This window comes from Haloarchaeobius caseinilyticus (assembly GCF_051207395.1).
Taxonomy (GTDB): Archaea; Halobacteriota; Halobacteria; order Halobacteriales; family Natrialbaceae; genus Haloarchaeobius.
This window is the reverse complement of record NZ_JBPJZC010000005.1, coordinates 1-20,140: the sequence shown is the minus strand read 5'-3', so window position 1 is coordinate 20,140 and position 20,140 is coordinate 1. Positions and strand designations below refer to the sequence as shown.

The following is a 20,140-nucleotide window of genomic DNA, read 5'->3' as shown; positions in this document are numbered from 1 at the left end:
GGGTGGGATTAGTGTGGGGTAGGGGTGTTATCCCTCGAGGTAGTTGTCGTGGAAGCGCAGCGTCGACCCGTCGGGTGCGCCGATGTCACCCTTGTAGTTCGTCTGTGCGCCGTAGAGGTTCGCCTGCCAGAAGAGGAACATGTGACCGGCACGCTCCTCGTGGAGAATCTTCGTCGCCTGCTTGTACTTCTCTGCGCGCTTCTGTTCGTCGTACATGTGGCGGGCGTCCTCGACGAGCGTGTTGTACTCGTCGTTCTCCCAGCCGGTGAAGAAGAACGCGCCCTCCGGGTGGAGGAACTTGTAGAACGACACGTCGGGGTAGTACAGCGCGAGGTAACTCGACGTGGTCGCCTGGAAGTTCTGCTTCGAGTAGACGTCACTGAGCCACGTGTTCCAGGTGATGCGCTGGATGTCGAGGTTGATACCCGCTTCCTGCACGTCGTCGGCGATGAACTGTGCGGCCTGCACCTGTGCCGGGTACGACTGCGGAATCTTGAACGTCGCAGAGAACCCGTCGGGCATACCGGCCTTCTCCAGGTGTTCTTTGGCCTTCTCGATGTTGCGCTCACGCGGCTGGATGTCCTCGTTCACCCACGGACTGCCGGGTGCGGCGGGACTCGCCGTCGCCTGCCCAGTGCCGTACAGCGCCCCCTCGGTCGCCTTCTGCTTGTCGATGGCGTAGTCGAGCGCGAGGCGGGCGTCTTTGTTGTTGAACGGTTCCCGGTTGCAGTTCATCCCGAGGTAGACCAGCGCCTTCGGGAACTGCTTCTCGAAGCGGATGTCGGACTTGCCCTGCAGGCGTTCGACGTCCTTCGGCGGGATGCCATTGATGAAGTCGTACTCGCCAGCCTCGAACGACTGGAGACGGACGCTGGGGTCGGTGATCTCCTTCTTGACGATCTTGTCGAGGAAGGGACCGTCGACGGAGTCGTCCCAGTAGTCCTCGAACCGAGTCATCGTGAACGAGGACTCGATTTCACGACTGTCGAACTGGAACGGACCGGTGCCGATGGGCTGCTTTATCTCGCCCTGCTCGGCCTGCTCTTTCGGGACGACGGCGAGTTCGTCCGACGACATCTTCGCGATGAACGGCGCGAACGGCTCCTTGAGCGTAAGCTCGAAGGTGTAGTCGTCAGGCGCGTTCATCGAGTCGACCTGCTGCATGAAGCCGTGGGCGAGGAACTTCTCGTTGTCCTTGACGCGCTTGTACGACGCCAGCACGTCGGCGGAGGTCATCTCCTTGCCGTTGTGGAACATCACGCCCTCGTTGAGCGTGAAGGTGAGCTTCGTGTTGTCCTCGGAGGTCTCCATCTCCTTCGCCAACTTCGGCTCGAAGGAGTAGTCCTCGTTGAGTGTGACGAGCCCTTCGACCATGTTTTCGAGGACACGAGCCGTCGCCGCCGCGCTTTCGAGGTGCGGGTCGAGTCCCTGCACGGGAACTGCGCCGCCCCACTGGAGCGTGCCGCCGGTCTGTGCGTTGCCGCCACCGCCGCCACCGCCGCCGCCGCCATCACCGCCACCGCCGCCGCCGTCGCCGTTCTCTGCGCCACCGGTCGCGTCGTCTTCACCGCCGAGACACCCGGCGAGGCCGAGCGCACCGGCAGCGGTCGCGCCGAGGAATCCACGACGACGGAGCTTCTTGTACGAGTCGTTCATGTCACCACTGCTATACCCTCTGCTATCCCGTGACATACTCACACCGTCAGACCAACAACTAATAAAACTATGGTGAACTATAGTGACGGCAATACTAATAAACTTCAAACATTGTTTCGCTGAAATCACTAGGTGGGTGTACGTTCAGAACATATACGCTCCGAAAAAGACGTTCGTCCGGAAGTTCTTAGTATCTGGTTCTAAAATTGGACAATCGAACAGCCGCCACCAGTGCGGCGTCGCTCACCCATGACCATCGCGTGTCTCGCCCCACCGAGCAGGTTCGACTATCCGACCGCCATCGAGCGCGTCCTCGGGACGCGCCTCGTCCAGCCACCGGACCTCGTCCGGTTCAGTCCGCACCACGGCGATCTCCCGACTCACACCGACTACGACCTCGTACTCGTCGCCGGGTCGCAAGCGCACGTCACCGACCCACAGCCGTGGTTCGACGACCTCGGCGACTATCTCGACCGGGCGGTCGCCGACGGCACACCCGTCGTCGGCATCTGCTTCGGTCACCAGTTCCTCGCGAGCCACTTCGGTGGTCGCGTCGAGGCACTGCCCGAACGGCGCGAGGGAATCTCGACCATCGAACGCACCGCAGCGAGCGACGACCACCCGACCTTCGCTACACTCCCTCGCCAATTCGAGTCGTTCGTCTACCACGCCGACCACGTCACCGCGGTCCCGGACGATGCGAGCGTCCTCGCGACCGACGACTCCGGGATTCAGGCGTTCGCCCTCGACGACCGGCCCGTCCTCGGCGTGCAGTTCCACCCCGAGTTCACGCCGGCGATGGCTCGCCGGACGAGCGCGACCGTCGCCAGCGGCCGACTCGACGGCCGGCTCAGGCAGAGTCGCGACCTCTATCCGGCCGTCGCAGGCGAGTGCGTGCGAGCGAGCGGACGGTGAACATACCTGTCAATCTGTTGTTTTGTTGGAAAGTAGAGAAACAGTGAAGTGGACCGTTCTGGTATCTCCGTCCGCATGGAGGTCAGCGAGGCACGCCTGCGGAGAGACATCGAATCGAACGCGTCGTTCGGCTCGGTCCCGGTCGAGGACGGTCACGCCCGGACGGTCCTCACCGGTACCGACGCGAACCGACAAGCGCGAGACTACTTCGTCGAACGCTGTCGAGACGCCGGACTCTCGACACGCGTCGACGCGGTCGGCAACATCGTCGCCCGCTGGGTCCCCGAGGGCGCGGACCCCGACGCCGCGGCCGTCGCCGCCGGCAGCCACCTCGACTCGGTCCCCGAAGGCGGCATCTTCGACGGCCCGCTCGGCGTGTACGCCGCGCTGGAGGCCGTCCGAGCACTGGAAGACGAGGCCGACTCGCTGACCCGCCCCATCGACGTCGTCGTCCTCACCGAGGAGGAAGGCCAGCGCTTCGGCGGTGGCCTCATCGGTTCCGCCGTCGCCGCCGGCGACATGAGCGTCGACGACGCACTCGCACTCTCCGAAGGCGGCGAGACGCTCGAAGAAGCACTCGACAGTATCGGCTACCGCGGCGAGGGCCGAACCGACGCGAGCGACTGGCACGCCTGGCTGGAACTCCACATCGAACAGGGCACCCGCCTCGAAGACGCCGGCATGGCCGCCGGTATCGTCACCAGCATCACCGGGCTCTCGCGCTGTCACATCGAAGTCTCGGGCGAGGCCAACCACGCCGGGACGACGCCGATGGGTGAACGAAACGACGCCCTCGCGGCAGCGAGCGAGTTCGTCCTCGACGTGGAAGACGCCGCGACCGAGACGGTCGCCGTCGACTCACCCTCGGCCGTGGGCACGGTCGGGAAGGTGGCAGTCGGGCCGAACGCGCCGAACGTCATCCCCGGAGCGGTCGAGTTGAGCCTCGACGTGCGCGACGTGGACCCCGACGCCATCGAGACCATCGTCGACCGGGCGAAATCCAGTCTGGCCCGCATCGAGGCCGACCGCGGCGTCGACGCCAGTTTCGAGCGACCGTGGCACCGACCACCCGTCCCGATGAGCGACCGGGTCCGCGACGCGTTCAGTGGTGCGAGTGAGGACTCTGGCGTCGCCATCACGGCACTGCACTCGGGCGCAGCCCACGACACGATGAACATCGCACAAGTGACCGACGCCGGCCTCCTCTTCGCTCCCTCCCGCGACGGCATCTCGCACAATCCTCTCGAGTGGACCGACTGGGAGGACTGCGCCGCTGCGACGCGCGTCCTCGCCGGTGCCATCGCCGACCTCGCCAGCGAGTGACTGTTCTCCATGTTCGAACGATTTTTACACAGCTGAGCAACTGCTTTATGCAACAAGTGCGGTGAAGGACCGTGCGAGACGACGTTTCTGTGCGTTCACGATGTGAGAACAGTGAGAATCGGGAGACTGCGTAGTGTTTTATCGATAGAGAGTACAAGATCGCATGACTGCGACTCGATGCGAGATAGTACCACCCACGTCATATGGGAGAACACCTATGGGGAACCACGTTCGACATTCCGGGTATGGCAGGGCACGCGAACACTGGCGGTGAACCCTCACGGACACTCAAGACCGTCTCGCGTGCGTGCGACATCGTTCGTACGCTCGAAGAACTGGACGGTGCGGGCGTCACCGAACTCGCCTCACACCTCGGCATGTCCAAGAGTGCAGTGTACAGTCACCTCTCGACGCTGCGAGAGAACCACTTCGTCGTCAAGGAAGGAGACACCTACCGACTCGGCCTCCAGTTCCTCCTCCTCGGCGAGTACGTCCGCAACCAGCACCAACTGTACCACCACGGGAAAGAAGAAATCGAAAAGCTCGCCGAAGAGACCGGCGAGTACGCCCATCTCGCCACCGAACAGCACGGTCTGGGCGTGAACCTCTACAAGGTCCAGGGCGAGAAAGCGGTCGGGCGTGACTACCAGACGAGCAAACTCCAGAAGCCGGACTACCTGCACTTCTCGGCCACCGGGAAGGCCATCCTCGCCCACCTCCCGCGCGAACGCGTCGAGGGCATCGTCGCCGAGTACGGCCTCGCGCCGAAGACGGAGAACACCATCACCGACGCGGACGACCTGTTCGCAGCACTCGAACAGATACGCGAGGACGGCTACGCGACGAACGCAGAAGAAGAAATCAAAGGACTGCAAGCGATTGGCGCGCCGATTCTGGACAAGACCGACACCGTCCTCGGCTCCGTCTCGGTGTCCGGTCCGGTCAACCGGATGCAAGAACCGGCGTACTTCGACCGCATCGTCGACGCCGTCACGAGCACGGCCAACATCATCGAAGTGAACATCAATATGGCCGATACGAACACTGACCTGCCCGATTTCACCTGAATCGAGGCTGAGGTATTCTTTACAGCCCTACACCTGTAAATCGAGAATCAGCCAATCTGCTTTACACGCCTATGCTTGTAAAGCGAAAGGCAACTCGCCGCGACGCGTGTCGCGTTTGCAAGACGCAAACACTGGTGAGCGGCCCGTACGTGCCCGAAATCAGCAGCAACAGTTTCCGGTTGTTCGTCCGCCGCTGCGACGCGTCTGCTAGCTCGCCGTCGTCCGCTGCCGGCGATAGAGCTGAATCGCGGCCTCCGCAGCGAAACCCAGTGGGCTCCACCGGTACGAGAGAACCGCACCGCCGAAGCACAGCGCCGCCAGCGTCGTCTTCCCCTTCCACAGCGCAACGGCACCTTCGGTGAGCATCGAGAGTGTGCTGACTTGCTTCACTCGCGGCGAGTCGAACAGTTCGGTAAGCGACATACGCGCTCTACGTCCGTGACACACCTGAATGGCCTGCAGGCACGCGCAAGGACGCGATACACCAGCCGAGATTCCGCCAGAGACGAGCGAGATATCGGCCAAGGTACCCGTTTTCAGCAATTAGAGAGAGGGTATTTGTCGCTCCGCGCTGTAGGCGGACACGATACTCTCATGAGTTCGATCGTCACGGTCGAAGTGCCGGCAGCAGAGTTCGCCCTCTCGGAGACGCTCGAACGACTGGAAGACGCACGCTTCGACATCGAACGGGTCGTCAGCCAGGACGCACAGACCGTGAGCCCGTACATCTGGGCACACGCGACGGTCGGCCTCGAAGAACTCGAAGCAGCACTCGAAGCCGACTCCAGCGTCGAGAACGTAAAGCGACTGGAGCAGACCGAAGACGCCTGCCTCTACCGGATGCACTTCGTCAAGGACGCCAACCTCGTTCAGTACATGATTACCGAGGAGGCAGCCACGATACTGAACGCGGAGTGTCGAGACGGCAAGTGGTCGATGCGCATCATGTTCCCCGAACACGAGGGCATCACACGGACGTCCGACTTCTGTGCGGATTCCGGACTGGACTTCGAGATCCAGAGCATCTACGAGATGACCGCCCAGCGAAAGGGGCGCTACGGCCTCACCGAATCGCAGTACGAGACGCTGACGGCCGCGTGCGAGAACGGCTACTACGACGTGCCGCGCGAGGTGAACCTCGAAGAACTCGCCGCGCAGTTCGACGTGTCACATCAGGCGCTCTCGGAGCGGATTCGACGGGCGCACAAGGCGCTCGTCGAGGAAGCACTGCTGTTCGCCAAGCGGAAAGAGTAGCGTCACCGACGGTGACGGTTCCGTATCAGAGCCGGTTGACGGTGAGTCGGCGAACGGACCGAGCAGTCAGCGCGACTCGGAACCGGGACCGCGGTCGGAGTACCCCTCCTGACCGACCGCGTCGCTCCCGACGAGGTTCAACACGGCAGACCGGACCGCCTCCGGCGACTCGTAGGTCGCCTCACCCTCGCCGTGGCTGAGGACTTCACTGACAGTGGTCTCGCCCTTCGGCAAGTCGAGCGTGACGTCGCCACACTGCTCGACGACCGTCTCTCGGGAGACGGGGTAGTCGAAGGCGTCGAGTTCGTCGTCGAGGGAACCGAAGTCAATTCCCTGCTGTCTGTCGTCTGTGTCGGTCATTCGCCGTACACCTGCGGTCTGTTACTGCACGTCTCTTCGGCCCGGACGTCGCGCCGGTGCGTCGTCGGGTCGGCCGGGGTCGCCTCGCTGTCCTTTCCCGCGAGCGGCGCGTCTTTCAGGAACGACCCCTTCCAGTGGTCGGGCGTCTCGATGCTGTAGATACGTTCGCGTGGGATACGAAGGACCCCGTCGTCTTCGTCGGACAATCGCCAGTGGTCGTCCACGTAGTCGAGGTTCTCGACCGAGATAGTGCGCGTCTCGCGGTTGCCCCGGTCGGACTCGTACACGATGGTGACGGCGGCGGCGTCCGTCCCGGAATGTGAGACAGTCACGAGTGGACGTATCGCCGGCGTCCTCCTAACGAAGATGCTTGCGAACGACGGGCCGAACGGTCCGATTCGGCGCTGCATTCGCAAGCAGAAAACCGACCGACTGTGCGACACCACTGCCCGTATGAACGTCGACGAATACCTGCGAACCGTCACTGGCCGTGCCGGACTCGAGAGCGAAGAGGCAGTGCGTGCGGCGACGACCGCAACACTCCGGACGCTCGGCCAGCGAATCTCGCCCGGCCAAGCGGAAGACCTCGCCGACGACCTCCCCGAGGCGTTCGCCGAGGCGCTGTTGCGCGACGTGGGCGACGACGCAGCGTCGTTCTCCCCGGCCGAGTTCGTCGACCGGGTTCGGGCGTACGAGCACGAAGAGACGTCGCTCGACGCGAGCGACGCGGACCGCCACGTCGGAGCCGTCCTCGCCGGTCTCGACGAGAGCGTCGACACGCACGTGTGGGGCGAGACGCGCTCGCAACTCGCCGCCGAGTTCGGTAAACTCACCGACCATCCCACCAGAACCGACCCAGAAGCCTACGACTGACGGGGACCGATAGCCGCCCCGTCCACTCCGACCTGCAGAGGCAAGCCCCAACCACAAGCCCATCTCGCGGGTAGCTAGGGATGCGATGTCAGTCCACATCACAGACGACGCAGAGGGGAAGAAAGTCGTTCGAGACGGGAAAGAAGTCGGCATCGTCACCGAAGTCCGCGCCGGCACCGCCTACGTCGAACCCGACCCCGGCCTCACAGACAAACTGTTCGCGAAACTCGGCTGGGGCGACCGCGACGACGACACGTACCCGCTCCAGGAGAGCGCAATCGAGACCGTCACAGACGACGAAATCCGACTGAAGAGCGGCCTGTAACCGGCACAGCAGTCGGTTACACTGGCAGCGATTCGTCGTTCCTTGCACATTTTTTGGCTGGCCTTTCGCTCCCAAGCCACGCGACGATGAGCGTCGCGGTCGTCGTTCTGCACGCAATGTCAGTAGCAGACGTCCGTTCGAAACTCGACCACCTGACAGACGAACAGCGCGAGTGTGTCGACACCTGCCTCGCGGCCGCCGAAGCCTGCGAGTGGTGTGCCGACGAGTGCGCCGGGAAAGGCGAAGAGATGGGTGAATGCATCCGCCTCTGTCGCGACGTGGCAGACCTCGCGTCGCTCCACGCTCGCTTCATGGTCCGTGACTCGGACTACGCCGGCGACCTCGCGGCGGTATGCGCCGACGCCTGCGAAGCCTGCGCCGACGAGTGCGAGACACACGACCACGACCACTGCCAGACGTGCGCCACAGTGGTCCGCGAGTGCGCCAAGAGTTGTCGGAACACGGCCTCGGTCTGACCGGTCGCCGGAGCACCCACTGCCAACTGCCCTCACGCGCTGTCCGACCGAATCTCGTCGAGACGACACTCACTCTGCCTTCAGGTTGTGGACCGGCACCAGCCGGTCGACGACCTCGGCGGTCGGCTCGATGGCTGCCTCGATGCGCGCGGCGTCCTTGTACGCCATCGGGGCCTCGTCGAGCGTGTCGGGCGTGACCGACTCCGAGTAGACCTCCGACATCGTGTTCTCGAACGCGTCGAAGTCGAGGTCGTCGAACGCCTGCGTGCGACTCATCACCCGGCCAGCGCCGTGCGGGGCGGAGTAGTTCCAGTCGGGGTTGGACTTCCCCTCGCAGATGAGCGTCCCGTCGCGCATGTTGAACGGGACGGCGATTCGCTCGCCTTCGTAGCTTCGGGTCGCTCCCTTGCGGATGACCGTGTCCTCGAAGTCGATGAAGTTGTGGACCGACTCGATGCGGTCTTCCACCTCCACGCCGATGGCGTCGGCGATGGCGCGAACCATCTGCTTTCGGTTGACCGAGGCGTATCGCTGGGCGAAGATCATGTCCACGAAGTAGCCGTGGGCGGCCTCGCCTTCGAGGTAGTCGAGGGCTTTGTTGCGGTCCGAGGCCGCGGCGAACTCCTCTCTGAGTTCGTTCACGCGACGTTCGATTTCCTTCCCCTCGTACTGCTCGCGAATCTCGTCGACGCGGGCCTCGTAACCGTCGGGGCCACGGTTCTTCGTCGCCTCGGTCGCTCTGTCCTGCCAGTGGGAGGCGATGTTGTAGCCGAGCCCGCGCGACCCGCTGTGGACGACGACCCAGTAGTCGCCGGTTCGTTCGCTGCGGGCGAACTCGACGAAGTGGTTCCCGCCGCCGAGCGTCCCCACGCTGTTGATGGCGCGCGACACCGAGACGCCGACGCGCTTGCACAGGTCGCTGAAGTAGCCCACGTCGTAGCCGTCGTGGTCGATGGCCGTGCCGTAGTTCGCCTCGAAGGTTTCGAGCGTCGCTTCGGCCTCCTCGTACGGGAAGTCGTCGCGCATGTGATAGTCGGAGTCCGTGTGGACGTCGAAGCCGAACGGAATCGCGTCGCGGACCCGCCGGTCCAACTCGGCCCCCTCGACCGGGAGGTCGTCGCCGAGGTTCGCCGCGAACATCCCACAGCCGATGTCGACCCCGATGGTGTTCGGGACGACCCGGTCGCCCAGCGGCATCGTGAACCCGATGACGCTCCCCTTCCCGACGTGGGTGTCGGGCATGACGACCACGTCGTTGGTGAACGCCTCGTGGTCGATGAGGCCCTGCACCTGGTCGAGACAGCCCTGCTCCACGTCGTCGGTCATCACCCGCGCCGTCGTGTGTTCGCCTGTCAGTTCGATACTGCCTGTTCCTGATTCGTCTGTGCTCACAAGGGGCCGGGCGGGATTCGAACCCGCGGTCTTCCGAGTACAACTCGGCTGCACGTGACCTGACTGTGCTTCCGGCCCGTGATTGGTGGGTTTGGGTGTCGTCGTCGACGTCGCCACATCCACCCTGGCGCGCGCTGGGTCGACCGTCGAACATCGTGAGACGGTCGACCTGTAGTCGCGCGAGGGACGAGACGGTCCGCCGAAGGCGGCCGTCGAGTCGGATGGGGAGGCTGTGGCGGGAGGCGCGTGGGAGATGCGGTCGTGTTCCGTCGGCAGTCGAGAAGTGTTTCTCGACGCTTCCGGCCACGACGACAGAGCCACGTTCCTCATCGAAACAGACCACTCCTTCAAACCATCAAAAGTGCGGCGGGAACGGTTCGAACGTTCGATAGGCTTCCCAACACGTCCTGAACGTGTCCACTTTGGCCACTCGGGCACCGCCACGCAGTGACGCGAGTCGGGCGCGTCGATGGGGGTGGAACGAGCAGGCTACACCACCCCGGAGAGCACGGACAAGAGTCGAACCTCTCAGTTCCAGTCGTCGCGCGCCGTCATGCGTCCACGGCGGCGCGACCATGCCAGTTGCCTCGGCCTCGCGGCGTCATCAGCAGGTGAGTCTACAGCCACACAGTGTAGAATGTGTACACTGTGTAGACGTTGTGAGAGGTTCGGCGGCCGCGCCGAGCGTCAGCAGGGACGGTGCGAGACACCGACGCTGGTGTCGACGCACCGAAGGTGGAGAGCAGTGGCAGTCAGGCCGACCATGGCGGTGGCAGATTGCGCCGGTGCTCAAGGTTCGACCGCGATTACGCGGTCGCGGTTTGCGTTTCGAGGGCGACCTCGTGGACGGCTTCGACGCCGAAACCATCCTCCAAGTCTGCCCGAACAGTGCTGTCTTCGGGTTGTGCAGTCGCGAGCGTCACCGTGACTTCGACGTCGACGACGATGGCGTTGAGCGTCGGCGTCATTCGCGTGATGCGCTCTACGTCGACCGCGTCGAGGTCGTCGATGCGAGCGATGACGGTCGCGGCACCGGCCATCAGGTCGCCGGGTGCGCCGTCGGGAACGCGAACGCGAAGGTGTGCTGTTGCGGCTGTCTCCCGTCTGGGTCGGTTCTGTGCCATAGTGCTTCCGCCGAGAGTCGAACTCGGGTCTCGGCCTCGAAAGGGCCGCGTGATTGCCGCTACACCACGGAAGCGAAGGGTACGGGCGCGTGAGGGCGTGCTTCGTGACCCGGACTGCGGGAACCACCGCCCGACCGGGTCCCGGGATTCCCACACCTCGGGCGCGAGCCCGGCCCCGATTGGCCAGTCCCTCGCCCGTCGTCGATGGGGAACCCCAGTGGCTGACAGCGATGCCTCTCTGCGACGAGGCGCGAGGCCCCGGCAGCGAGCATCGACGCCCCCACGCAGGGGGCAGTGTCCCAGGGAGACTCGAACTCCCACCGCGGCGGTGGCGACCGCCGCGACCGTCGACCCGACGCGGGACCGGAACTCGCCCGAACACACCCGACATCGTGATCCGGTAGCACCGACCACGGTGCGGGCGCGAGCGAGTAGCTGACGACTGTCGGCACTCGGACGGGTTCCGAGACTACCAGTGCCGTGAAAGGTCGCAGACGTGACCCGCCGATGTCGAGTTCAGTGGAACGAAACACGTTCGGTCCAAAGAGCCCGTCCACCGGCGCGCACGGTGAACACTCGGCGGTGTGAAAGTCGAGTGCACCGGAGGCCACGAAGCGGCCTTATGCGGCACCGGCAGAAACGGACCGAACGGCGGGATGACCGGTGAAGACCGACCATCCGGCGCGTTCGCCCGTGCCAGTGCCGCACTGGCAGCCGACGATGAGGGAACCCCCCTCATTGCCGACATAGGCGGTCTCGCCACTGGACAGCATGGCGAGCACCGGATTGGTGGTCTGCAGTTGAGTCATTACGGTCACCCCGGAAGCACGCATGACGCGTGCTGGAAGGTATCTCTACCTTCCGATGAATGGCATTTAAAACTGTCGCTATAACCCCCAGTTGACAGTTATCGTTCGCTGATGTTCATGGATAATATTCAACGGACTGATGCGACTGGCCCCGTCGACAATCGCCGTCGAATCGGACCGACGACGACGCAGGCAGCGCCGAACTCAGCGGTCCGTCGCGTCGACGACTTCGTATCCGACGTTCCCTTCGCGGAGCCGGTCGGTGTGACGCGACAGGTCGTCCGCGACGACGACGAGCAACACGTCGAGGCCCTTCGCCGCCGCCTCAGTCGCCGCTTCCGGCGTCCCGAAGCGCACGTCTGGCTCGCGGTCGGCCCGCCGACACGCGACGAGCGCCTCGGTCCCGGCCGCCGCGAGCAGGTCGTGGTCGTCCGCCAGCATCGTCAGGTCGGTCTCTCTGAAAGCACGGCTCCCGCCGTCTTGCACCCGCGGGAGCGACAGCACCGTCACGGTCCCGAGGTCGTAGTCGAGCACGCCCTCGAAGTCCGTCACCCCCACGTCTTCCTGCGCTTCTGCACTGGTGACCGCGACCGCAGTCGCGCCACCTGCCTCACCGGATTCTGCGTGGAGGACCCCGTCGACCATCGACAGCGACACCGAGTCACCCTCCTCGATGGCGCCGACCGCGATGGCCGTATCCACGTCGACCTGCCCCACGACCTCCTCGGAGACGTGGTCGACGTACCGGCGCAGGTCCTCGGTCCGGGAGATGAGCCAGTCGACTCCCTCCTTCGTCACCTCGTAGCGCCCACGCCCTTCCTTGTGGACGAACCCACGCTCGACGAGGTCCTGCAAGTAGTCGCTCACCGCCTGCGCCGTCACGCCGATTTCGTCGGCGATCTCCTGCTGACTCACCGCCGGCTGGCGCTCGGCGATCTGTGCGAGAATCTGATACTGCGTCGCGTTCCGTTTGCTCTGGAGGACGCTCAACTCGTCGAGGTCGTCGCCGTCTGCGGGCATCGTCCGGGCTTCGACCGTCGAACACAAGTAGCTTTGCACTGAGGGCGAGTTTACTTGTTGAGTGGTCGTGCGAGACTGGACGGCCGGCGCGAGTGGCGCCCGACCAGGCCGTCGGTTGCTGGGCCTGGAGCGGTACGGGGGTGAGGTACGGAGGGGAGGGGCGGTATGGGGGTGGGGAGGGGAGCGCGAGGGGAGGGGCGGGGCGGGGCGGGGGCTGCGCTAGGGCGCAGGGAGTAGCCGACAGAGAGGGGATGGATGAGGAGGGGAGCGCGAGGGGAGGAGCATGAAGGGGAGAGACAAGACACTTACTGGGATAGTTCGACTAGCCGACAATGCCTCCCGCGGGTCCCTCCTCCACGCGACCCGAATCGGAGCGAACATCGACGGAGAAATCTGACTCGGTACGCGGCAACCTCTCACGTCGCGCCGTCCTCGCAGCCGCTGGAACCGCCGCGGTGAGTTCACTCGCCGGGTGCAGCTTTCTGGGAAGCGGCGCGGAGCCCGAACCGCTCTACGACGGTGACTGGCACTCGTACGGCAACGGTCCGGCGAACCAGCACTCCGTCGCCGGCGGCACGCCGAAACCGACCACGAGCGACACGCTCGCCACGAGCAGCTGGGTGTACGCTTCGCCAGTCGTCCACGATGACATCGTGTACTTCGCCGAAGACCAGCAGGTTCGCGCGCTCTCCCTCGACAGTAGCGAACAGTGGGCGCACGACCTCGACAGAGAAGAACGCGTGGGGGTCTCGGGTGCAGTCGCTCTCGACCCCAACCAAGGTCGTCTCTACGTTCCGACGCGCATCGTCCCGGGGAAGGGGAGACCGGACCCTGCACCGGCGTCGGTGACAGTATTCTCGCTTGACGACGGGTCAGTCGTCGATACGTGGCGCGTCGGTGACGACCGATCGTACGGTGTCGCCGTCGTCGACGGCGACGTGTACGCCCGGAGCGCGACCGCCTGCGTCAGGCTCGCTCCGGATGGGACCGAGCAGTGGCGCGCGTCGCTCGAACCACTCACTTACGACGAGTACAACCTCGACGACGACACCGCGACGCAGGTCGTTCCGACCGTCACCGACGACAGTGTCTACGTCCCCGACCGGGACGCACTCGTGAAACTCGACCGCGAGACGGGCGAGGAACGCTGGCGCGTCACCGTCGACACCCCGTACGCGACCGTTGCTTCGAGCGACAACGGTGTCGTCCAGACCGGCTGGCAGGAGACCGTCGCAGTCGACCACGCGGGCGAGGTTCGCTGGCGGCGAAACCTCCAGAGCCAAGCCGCCGCCGCAGTCGCCGACGGTGACGTGTACGTCGTCGCCGGTGACCTCTACGAACTCGATGCCGAGACGGGTGAAACGAACTGGCACGTACACCTTCCGAGTGATGGGACAGCCGCCCCGGTAGTCACCGACGACACCGTCCTCACCGTGAGCGGTGACGTTCGCGCGTTCCCCAGAGACGCGAACGGGGACCTCGGTACGGACGGCGCGCGGTGGCAGTTCTCGGACGTCCACGCGTCGACGTACTCGTCGCCGGTCGTCGCAGCCGGGCGCGTCTTCGTAGTAGGAGCCTACGGGCTACAGACACTCTGGGCAGAGGAGAGCTCCTGACACTCGAATCAGTCCAGAAACCGCCCGCTCACGTCTTCCTCTGGGACCATACACTGGTCTTTCTTCCCGAACCACTGATACCGGTGGGCGGCGACGAAGTCGTACACTCGGTCGCGGACGAATCGCGGGACGACGCGTCCGAGCGTCGCCACGCGGTAGACCCCGCCGAGCAGTTCCGCGAGCCGGATAGCCGCGCTCGATTTCGTGTACACGTCGTCGCCTTCGACGAGAACCATCGTCTCGCGCTGGTCGGGCGAGAGACCGGCACGTTCGAGCAGGCGCGCACCGGCGTCCGACTGCAGGGAGGCGAAGTGGATTTTCCCCGCGTCGTCGCGCTCGATGACGAACTGGACCGCCCCGTTACAGAGATTGCAGACCCCGTCGAACAGCAGGACGGGCGTGTCGCCGAGTACGTCGAGGTCGACGCCGGTGTCGGACTCGTCGGCGTCGGCTGCCGAGTCGGACTCGTCGGCTGCCGTGGCGTCGTCCTGGCGGCTCACGCCGACCACCGCTTGCACCGCGTGGCGGTCACGTCGACGCCAGGACTGTAGTACAGCGTCGGCTCGGTTTCCGGGTGGTCGAACCCGTCGGCTTCGAACAGCGTGTTTCGCTCGATTTCGGCCGTCGCGGGGTACAGCGCCCACGTCGGGTGGTCGATGTCGGTGTAGCGCAGGTCGCCGTCGTGACCCTGCGTGTAGAATCGGTAGCGCTCGGTGAGGAAGCCCGAGAGTGAGTCCGGGTCCGGTCGAATCCGGTCGCCAGCAGGACCGTAGGTCGCCTCGTAGTGGGCCGGACGCGCGCCGGGGTGTCGGCGGTGGCTGCGGAATTTGACCTTGCCGTCCTCGCCGGTGAGCGAGATGCGCGCGTAGAAGTACGGCAGGTGGTGGAACAGGCGCGCACCGGTGACGCCGAGGACGCCCTGCGCGTCGAGACTGAAGAAGTAGACCCCCGGCTCGCCGTCGACGGTGACGTACGTGCGGAGGTTCAGCTCCGGTAGTGCGATTCCCAACTGGCGCGGGACGCCCTGCGGCCGAACTTCGACGTTCGTGAACGGAACCACCGAGAGCCATCCCTGTCTGTCGAACGTGTCGACGGTCAGTGCGTCGGGGAGATGCGCCGACAGCAGGTCGGGGTCGACCGGATAGTTCTCGAACAGCAGGTTCCGCCAGCCCATCGCCAGTGGGAGAACCATACGCATAGCTTGGGGCGCGGTCGTGTAAAGAACTCGTATCTGGGAGATATCTCCCGGTTGCCGCCCGTCGGCCGGTCAGAAGTAGCCGAGGTCTCGCAACCGGTCTTCGGTCGCGGTGTCTGGCCCCGGTCCACACGGGGCACCGATGTCGCGGTCCCACGTCGCCGGGAACTCGCTCCGAACCGTCTCGGAGTCGAGCGAGCCGAGGTCCTGCGTGTTCCACGCGTCGAACTCGCAAATCACCCGACTGCGACACGGTGTCTGACTCGTTGGCGACAGCCTTCATACCTGCTCGTCCCCAGGGAACCCTATGGACGTTCCACGCGGCTTACTCACGGGTGCAGTCGACGAACTGCCCGCACAAGTCGCGATACTCGACGGCGACGGCGTCATCGTCTACACCAACGAGCGCTGGCAGGAGGTCGGCACGGCGAACGGTGCCGACGACGGGGCGAGCGTCTGCGGCGTCAACTATCTCGACGTTACCGACGCGGCCGCCGAAAGCGACGAGTACGCGAGCCAGGCGAGTCGTGGCGTTCGGGCAGTGCTGTGTGGCGACCGCGAGGAGTTCCGACTCGAATACCCGTGTGAGACACCCGAGGGAGAACGCTGGTTCCTGCTGTACGCGACCGGCTACTGGTACGAAGACGAGCGATACCTCCTGATGGAACACCTCGACATCACCGACCGAAAGCTGGCCGAACTCGAAGTCCGCGAGACCAACTCGAAACTGCAGACCGTCGCCGACGTGCTCTCACACGACCTTCGGAACCCCATCAGCGTCGCACTCGCCTCCGTCCAGACGCTCGGCAACCGACTCGGGGACGAGAACCGCGACCTGTTCACGGGACTTCGCGAGAGCCTCGACCGTATGGACACCATCATCGACGACGCGCTGGTGCTGGCCCGCGGTACCGAAGTCGGCGACACCGAGACGCTCGAACTCGCGGTCGCTGCCAAGCGTGCCTGGCGACACGTCGAGACGGCCGAAGCCACGCTGGTCACCGACGGCGACGGCGACGGCGGTGACAGCGACGAGCGCCGAATCGTCGCCGACGCGAGCCTGCTCGGAACCCTGTTCGAGAACCTCTTTCGCAACTCGCTCGACCACGGCAGCGAGACCGTCACCGTCCGGGTCGGCGCGCTCCCTGGCGGCTTCTTCGTCGAGGACGACGGTCCGGGCGTCCCCGCCGAGCACGCAGATTCGGTGTTCGACGCCGGCTACACCACCGGCACCGGCGAGGAGAATACGGGACTCGGGCTCTCTATCGTCACCGCCGTCGCCGACGCCCACGGCTGGTCGGTCGCCCTCGACCAGTCCGCCGACGGCGCACGCTTCGAGATTACCGGTGTCGAACTCGTCGACTGAGTCGATTCCTGCCGCCTACACCGACTGCTGCGGCGACAAACAGAACTCACGGAGCAACGAGACCACCCGGTCCGGATTCTCTCGCGGTGGCCAGTGCGCACAGTTCTCAAGCACTTCGAGCCGCGCGTCCGGGACTGTCTCAGCCGCCCGTTTCGCCCACGCGAGCGGGACCACTTCGTCGTGGCGGCCGTGGACGAACAGCGTCGGCACGTCGAGGTCGGACAGCCGCGGCGTGAAGTTCGTCCGGTAGCCCTGGCGCGTTATCTCATGCTTCCTGAAGTTTCGGAACGCGACACAGGCACTCGGTTTCTTCGCGTACTCCCAGACGCTGTCGACCGCATCGGCCGAGAGCTGGTCCGGGTCGCGCGCGACCCCACCGAGACTCGCCTTCGTGAACGACCGACTGCGCCGGAACAACCTGACCGCAATCTTGTTCAGCACTGGCAGGCGGGAGAAGGCGTACGAGAAGAACCCGTTCGGCAACTCGGTTCCCAGTCCGAAACAGTCGATACAGACGAGTCGTTCCACCGGAACTGGGGTGTCCAGCGTGAGGCCGAGCGAGACCGCCCCGCCGAGTGACAACCCGCAGACGTGGACGCCGTCGAGGCCGAGTTCGCGAACGAACCCCGCCATCGTCTCGGCGTGACGGTCGATGGTGTAGGCCACGTCCGGCACGTCGCTGTCACCGTAGCCCAACATGTCGGGCGCGTAGACGGTGAAGTCGGCCGCGAGTGGCTCGATTACCTCGCCCCACGAGACCGGCCCGGCGTCGATGATGCCGCCGTGGAGGAGCAAGAGGGGCGGTCCATCACCCGCCTCGATGTACTGGATGTCGTGGCCGTCGACGGAAACCGTAGGCATGCTGGCTGGCTTTGCCCGGAGCGGTGATAAGTCTGCGGCAGGACGGACCAGCCGGCATGCGACGATTCCCACTCAATCGGTCTGGCGCGCGCTCGTGAGCGTGTCGAGCGAGCGGAGAGCGAAGCGACCCGCGAGCCGAGGCCGCGAACAGGCATCGCGCGAGGGATGAGCATCGCAGCGGAACGAAGTGGAGCGAGAAGCGCAGTCGGATGGGGAGGTTGTGGACGGGAGGTCGCGGGGGAGGCGGCGGTGCGGTCGTGTACCGTCGTGATTCATCGACTGGTAGTCGACGCCAGCAATCAGAACACAGACAGCGCAGTGACCACAAGCGCAGTGACCACAAGCGTAGTGACCATAGAAGCCAGAACTCGACAACACTGACAGCACGGAGAACACGAACCTTCACGACTCTCCACGACCCTACGACGACACGAACCAATGGCACACGTCTCGCGACTCCTCGTCTACCCGGTCAAGTCGCTCGACCCCCACCCCGTCGACGCAGTCGAAATAAACAACGGCGCACTCCGACACGACCGCGAATACGCCATCGTCGACGGCGACCGCGAAGTCGTCAACGGAAAACGCGAGCCGAAACTCCACCGACTGCGCAGCGAGTACGACCACGAAACCCGTACCCTGCGACTGCGCGAACACGGGGACACGGACGACAGCGACGACCCCGACACGCCGAGCGACTGGCACAGCTTCCGCATGGACGCCGACCGCGGCGAACTGAACGCCTTCCTCTCTCACTTCCTCGACTACCCCGTCAGCGTCGTCCGCGACGCCAGCGGCGGGATGCCCGACGACACGACCCTCGACGGCCCGACCGTCATCGCGAGTGAGACGCTCGACGCGGTCGCCCACTGGTTCGACGACATCGACGCCGACGAAATCTGTCGCCGCCTCCGTCCGAACGTCGTCGTCACCGCCGACGAAGCGTTCTGGGAGGACCGACTGTACGCCCACGCCGACGAACGTCGCAAATTCACCGTCGGCGACGTGACCATGTACGGCCACAACCCCTGCCAACGCTGCGCCGTCCCGACGCGAAATCCGGACACCGGCGAAGAGACACCCGGCTTCCGGGAACGGTTCGTCACGAAACGCGAGGAGACGCTCCCCGACTGGGCCACCACCGAACGCTTCGACCACTACTTCCGACTCATGGTGAACACCACCATCCCAGAATCGGTGTGGGGCGAGACGGTCGCCGTCGGCGACGAGGTGTCCCTCGGCGACGTCCAGTCAGTGTAACCGCTCAGGAGAGTGTCGCCACTCGGCGACGCGCTGTCCGCGAAAAAAATCGCTTCCCGACCTGCTCATACAGCTGGCTCGACTCGACGCCGCGACCGCCGTGACTTCTTCGTCTCGTCGACGACCGTCGCCATCCGCTCGACGAGGCCCGCATCGCCGGTCATCTGCTCCGACCCGTCCTCGTCGACAATCTCGGTGATGTGATGCATCAACCCCTCCGCGACCGAGGTGGCCTCAGCCATGTCCTCACAGGTGACGGGTTCGAACACGTTCTTGTGTACTCGGTCACGACGCTCCGCCGTCATCACGAGTACCTCACAGCGTGTATCCTCACCGTGTTGCCACTGTAACGCCTCGACTTCGACACTCACGTCGTCTGAGACGTCGTACGTGTACCGAATCCCCTCGCTGTTCGCTGTCTCGGTGAAGTCGCTCTCCCATCCTCCCGGTGCAGCGGCACTCCGTACGAGCATGGGAGAGAGTAACACGCCCGTACGTATAGGTTACGGCCCCCGATAATCAAGCCCATTCAAGTCAGGCAGTGCCTAACACCGGACATGAGCGACTCTCACGCGCACACCACCGACCCAACCGACGTCTCCGAGCCCACCGCTCCGGACGACTTCGGACTCGTCCAGGTATTCTGGGGCGACGAAAAAGGGAACACGACCGCCGTGCTTGGGGCCCTCCGCACCCCGGCCACGGCTTTCGCGTCCACATGCTCCAGTTCATGAAAGACGGTGCCGACAGCGTCGACGATACCCCCGGCGAGTACCGCGCCATCGACCGACTATCCGGGGTTCTCCTACGAAAACGTCGCCCACTACGGCTGGCACGGCCTGAACGACAGCAGCGACGACGAACACACCAAACAAACACAGGTCGGCCTCGACCACGCCGACCTCGTCACCAACGTCCCTAAAGAGAAACTCCCAATCGAGGCGGGCCAACCCACACGAAAAGGAACCGAATACTGAACACAGGACCATTGGCCATCAAGGACGGTATCTACTTCCCCACCACACGTACCCCCGCTTACCGGTTTCGACGACCGGCCTCGAGTCTACCGTGAAGGGGACGACTCACCCGCAGACGGCGAGGCACCACCGCTCGCCGGTCACACTGTTAGCACTCGTCGACGCAAATACGAACAGCCACACAAAGCACTCGCTCTGTGCGGCTGAATGAAGTATGAATGGGGCGGCGAACGAATTTTCCCAGAGGCTCGCGCACTCCAGTACTCGCCCG

At 64.7% G+C, this 20,140-nt stretch carries 23 protein-coding genes, 2 tRNA genes and 1 pseudogene; 11 read left to right on the top strand and 15 right to left on the bottom strand.

The genetic code is table 11. The features are described 5' to 3' along the window. Positions 1-27 precede the first annotated feature (27 nt). A complete protein-coding gene (locus ACSC1P_RS19950) occupies positions 28-1,692 on the bottom strand; it encodes an ABC transporter substrate-binding protein (RefSeq protein WP_435361967.1) in 1,665 nt (554 codons plus the stop codon). 213 nt (positions 1,693-1,905) lie between these two features. Here ACSC1P_RS19950 and ACSC1P_RS19945 point away from each other — a divergent pair, with 213 nt between their 5' ends. The 3 genes from ACSC1P_RS19945 to ACSC1P_RS19935 all read left to right on the top strand — a co-directional run bounded on the left by ACSC1P_RS19945 (position 1,906) and on the right by ACSC1P_RS19935 (position 4,961). Continuing rightward, entirely contained in the window at positions 1,906-2,571 is a 666-nt protein-coding gene (locus ACSC1P_RS19945) for a type 1 glutamine amidotransferase (protein WP_435361966.1), read from the top strand. A gap of 75 nt (positions 2,572-2,646) precedes the next feature. Beyond that, positions 2,647-3,894 (top strand): Zn-dependent hydrolase, encoded by a 1,248-nt coding sequence (locus ACSC1P_RS19940; RefSeq protein ID WP_435361965.1) that lies wholly within the window; start codon positions 2,647-2,649, stop codon positions 3,892-3,894. A gap of 245 nt (positions 3,895-4,139) precedes the next feature. Then, complete coding sequence (locus ACSC1P_RS19935; RefSeq protein ID WP_435361964.1) at positions 4,140-4,961, top strand: IclR family transcriptional regulator; 822 nt, start codon at positions 4,140-4,142, stop codon at positions 4,959-4,961. Between the two features lie 207 nt (positions 4,962-5,168). Here ACSC1P_RS19935 and ACSC1P_RS19930 read toward each other — a convergent pair whose 3' ends face one another. After that, the gene (locus ACSC1P_RS19930; RefSeq protein WP_435361963.1) at positions 5,169-5,384 is read right to left on the bottom strand and encodes a hypothetical protein; all 216 of its coding nucleotides are present in this window, start codon (positions 5,382-5,384) and stop codon (positions 5,169-5,171) included. Positions 5,385-5,555: 171 nt separating this feature from the next. Between ACSC1P_RS19930 and ACSC1P_RS19925 the strand changes: the two genes are divergently transcribed. Next, entirely contained in the window at positions 5,556-6,215 is a 660-nt protein-coding gene (locus ACSC1P_RS19925; RefSeq protein WP_435361962.1) for a helix-turn-helix domain-containing protein, read from the top strand. Between the two features lie 66 nt (positions 6,216-6,281). Here ACSC1P_RS19925 and ACSC1P_RS19920 read toward each other — a convergent pair whose 3' ends face one another. Together ACSC1P_RS19920 and ACSC1P_RS19915 are read right to left on the bottom strand one after the other, a co-directional pair. After that, positions 6,282-6,575, bottom strand: a complete 294-nt coding sequence (locus tag ACSC1P_RS19920; RefSeq protein WP_435361961.1) for a DUF5789 family protein — start codon at positions 6,573-6,575, stop codon at positions 6,282-6,284. Continuing rightward, entirely contained in the window at positions 6,572-6,907 is a 336-nt protein-coding gene (locus ACSC1P_RS19915) for a hypothetical protein (RefSeq protein ID WP_435361960.1), read from the bottom strand. The genes ACSC1P_RS19920 and ACSC1P_RS19915 overlap by 4 nt, the downstream gene beginning before the upstream one ends. A 121-nt stretch (positions 6,908-7,028) precedes the next feature. Here ACSC1P_RS19915 and ACSC1P_RS19910 point away from each other — a divergent pair, with 121 nt between their 5' ends. The 3 genes from ACSC1P_RS19910 to ACSC1P_RS19900 all read left to right on the top strand — a co-directional run bounded on the left by ACSC1P_RS19910 (position 7,029) and on the right by ACSC1P_RS19900 (position 8,249). After that, positions 7,029-7,448 (top strand): DUF2267 domain-containing protein, encoded by a 420-nt coding sequence (locus tag ACSC1P_RS19910; RefSeq protein ID WP_435361959.1) that lies wholly within the window; start codon positions 7,029-7,031, stop codon positions 7,446-7,448. Positions 7,449-7,533: 85 nt separating this feature from the next. Continuing rightward, the gene (locus tag ACSC1P_RS19905; protein ID WP_435361958.1) at positions 7,534-7,773 is read left to right on the top strand and encodes a DUF8593 domain-containing protein; all 240 of its coding nucleotides are present in this window, start codon (positions 7,534-7,536) and stop codon (positions 7,771-7,773) included. 116 nt (positions 7,774-7,889) lie between these two features. Next, complete coding sequence (locus ACSC1P_RS19900; RefSeq protein ID WP_435361957.1) at positions 7,890-8,249, top strand: four-helix bundle copper-binding protein; 360 nt, start codon at positions 7,890-7,892, stop codon at positions 8,247-8,249. A 69-nt stretch (positions 8,250-8,318) separates the two neighbouring features. On the opposite strand, the gene ACSC1P_RS19895 is transcribed toward ACSC1P_RS19900, so the two are convergent. The 6 genes from ACSC1P_RS19895 to ACSC1P_RS19870 form a co-directional block, all read right to left on the bottom strand. Beyond that, a complete protein-coding gene (locus ACSC1P_RS19895) occupies positions 8,319-9,575 on the bottom strand; it encodes an RtcB family protein (protein WP_435361956.1) in 1,257 nt (418 codons plus the stop codon). 68 nt (positions 9,576-9,643) lie between these two features. Beyond that, positions 9,644-9,719, bottom strand: a tRNA-Thr gene (locus ACSC1P_RS19890). 728 nt (positions 9,720-10,447) lie between these two features. After that, complete coding sequence (locus tag ACSC1P_RS19885) at positions 10,448-10,765, bottom strand: hypothetical protein (protein ID WP_435361955.1); 318 nt, start codon at positions 10,763-10,765, stop codon at positions 10,448-10,450. Positions 10,766-10,767: 2 nt separating this feature from the next. Further along, positions 10,768-10,839: transfer RNA gene (locus ACSC1P_RS19880), tRNA-Glu, on the bottom strand. 546 nt (positions 10,840-11,385) lie between these two features. Beyond that, positions 11,386-11,574 carry a hypothetical protein gene (locus tag ACSC1P_RS19875; protein WP_435361954.1) on the bottom strand — a complete coding sequence of 63 codons (189 nt, stop codon included), beginning with the start codon at positions 11,572-11,574 and terminating at the stop codon, positions 11,386-11,388. Between the two features lie 204 nt (positions 11,575-11,778). Then, positions 11,779-12,594, bottom strand: coding sequence for a DUF7839 domain-containing protein (locus ACSC1P_RS19870; RefSeq protein ID WP_435361953.1), 816 nt, complete (start codon positions 12,592-12,594; stop codon positions 11,779-11,781). Positions 12,595-12,926: 332 nt separating this feature from the next. On the opposite strand from ACSC1P_RS19870, the gene ACSC1P_RS19865 reads away from it, so the two are divergent. Then, positions 12,927-14,210: an outer membrane protein assembly factor BamB family protein gene (locus ACSC1P_RS19865; RefSeq protein WP_435361952.1), complete on the top strand. Its 1,284-nt coding sequence runs from the start codon at positions 12,927-12,929 to the stop codon at positions 14,208-14,210. Positions 14,211-14,218: 8 nt separating this feature from the next. Here the strand turns inward: ACSC1P_RS19865 and ACSC1P_RS19860 are convergent, their stop codons facing one another. The 3 genes from ACSC1P_RS19860 to ACSC1P_RS19850 form a co-directional block, all read right to left on the bottom strand. Continuing rightward, on the bottom strand, positions 14,219-14,710 hold the full coding sequence (locus tag ACSC1P_RS19860; protein WP_435361951.1) for a thiol-disulfide oxidoreductase DCC family protein: 492 nt from the start codon (positions 14,708-14,710) through the stop codon (positions 14,219-14,221). Continuing rightward, positions 14,707-15,402 (bottom strand): YqjF family protein, encoded by a 696-nt coding sequence (locus ACSC1P_RS19855; RefSeq protein ID WP_435361950.1) that lies wholly within the window; start codon positions 15,400-15,402, stop codon positions 14,707-14,709. The genes ACSC1P_RS19860 and ACSC1P_RS19855 overlap by 4 nt, the downstream gene beginning before the upstream one ends. A 75-nt stretch (positions 15,403-15,477) precedes the next feature. Beyond that, positions 15,478-15,645 (bottom strand): hypothetical protein, encoded by a 168-nt coding sequence (locus ACSC1P_RS19850; RefSeq protein WP_435361949.1) that lies wholly within the window; start codon positions 15,643-15,645, stop codon positions 15,478-15,480. A 67-nt stretch (positions 15,646-15,712) separates the two neighbouring features. On the opposite strand from ACSC1P_RS19850, the gene ACSC1P_RS19845 reads away from it, so the two are divergent. Beyond that, positions 15,713-16,771 (top strand): PAS domain-containing sensor histidine kinase, encoded by a 1,059-nt coding sequence (locus ACSC1P_RS19845; RefSeq protein WP_435361948.1) that lies wholly within the window; start codon positions 15,713-15,715, stop codon positions 16,769-16,771. Between the two features lie 15 nt (positions 16,772-16,786). Here ACSC1P_RS19845 and ACSC1P_RS19840 read toward each other — a convergent pair whose 3' ends face one another. Next, positions 16,787-17,632, bottom strand: a complete 846-nt coding sequence (locus tag ACSC1P_RS19840; RefSeq protein ID WP_435361947.1) for an alpha/beta fold hydrolase — start codon at positions 17,630-17,632, stop codon at positions 16,787-16,789. A gap of 438 nt (positions 17,633-18,070) precedes the next feature. Here ACSC1P_RS19840 and ACSC1P_RS19835 point away from each other — a divergent pair, with 438 nt between their 5' ends. Further along, a complete protein-coding gene (locus ACSC1P_RS19835) occupies positions 18,071-18,892 on the top strand; it encodes an MOSC domain-containing protein (protein WP_435361946.1) in 822 nt (273 codons plus the stop codon). 65 nt (positions 18,893-18,957) lie between these two features. Here the strand turns inward: ACSC1P_RS19835 and ACSC1P_RS19830 are convergent, their stop codons facing one another. Then, entirely contained in the window at positions 18,958-19,365 is a 408-nt protein-coding gene (locus ACSC1P_RS19830) for a hypothetical protein (RefSeq protein WP_435361945.1), read from the bottom strand. An 84-nt stretch (positions 19,366-19,449) separates the two neighbouring features. On the opposite strand from ACSC1P_RS19830, the pseudogene ACSC1P_RS19825 reads away from it, so the two are divergent. Then, positions 19,450-19,791, top strand: a pseudogene (locus tag ACSC1P_RS19825) (cob(I)yrinic acid a,c-diamide adenosyltransferase); the annotation flags it as partial. Positions 19,792-20,140: the final 349 nt, after the last annotated feature.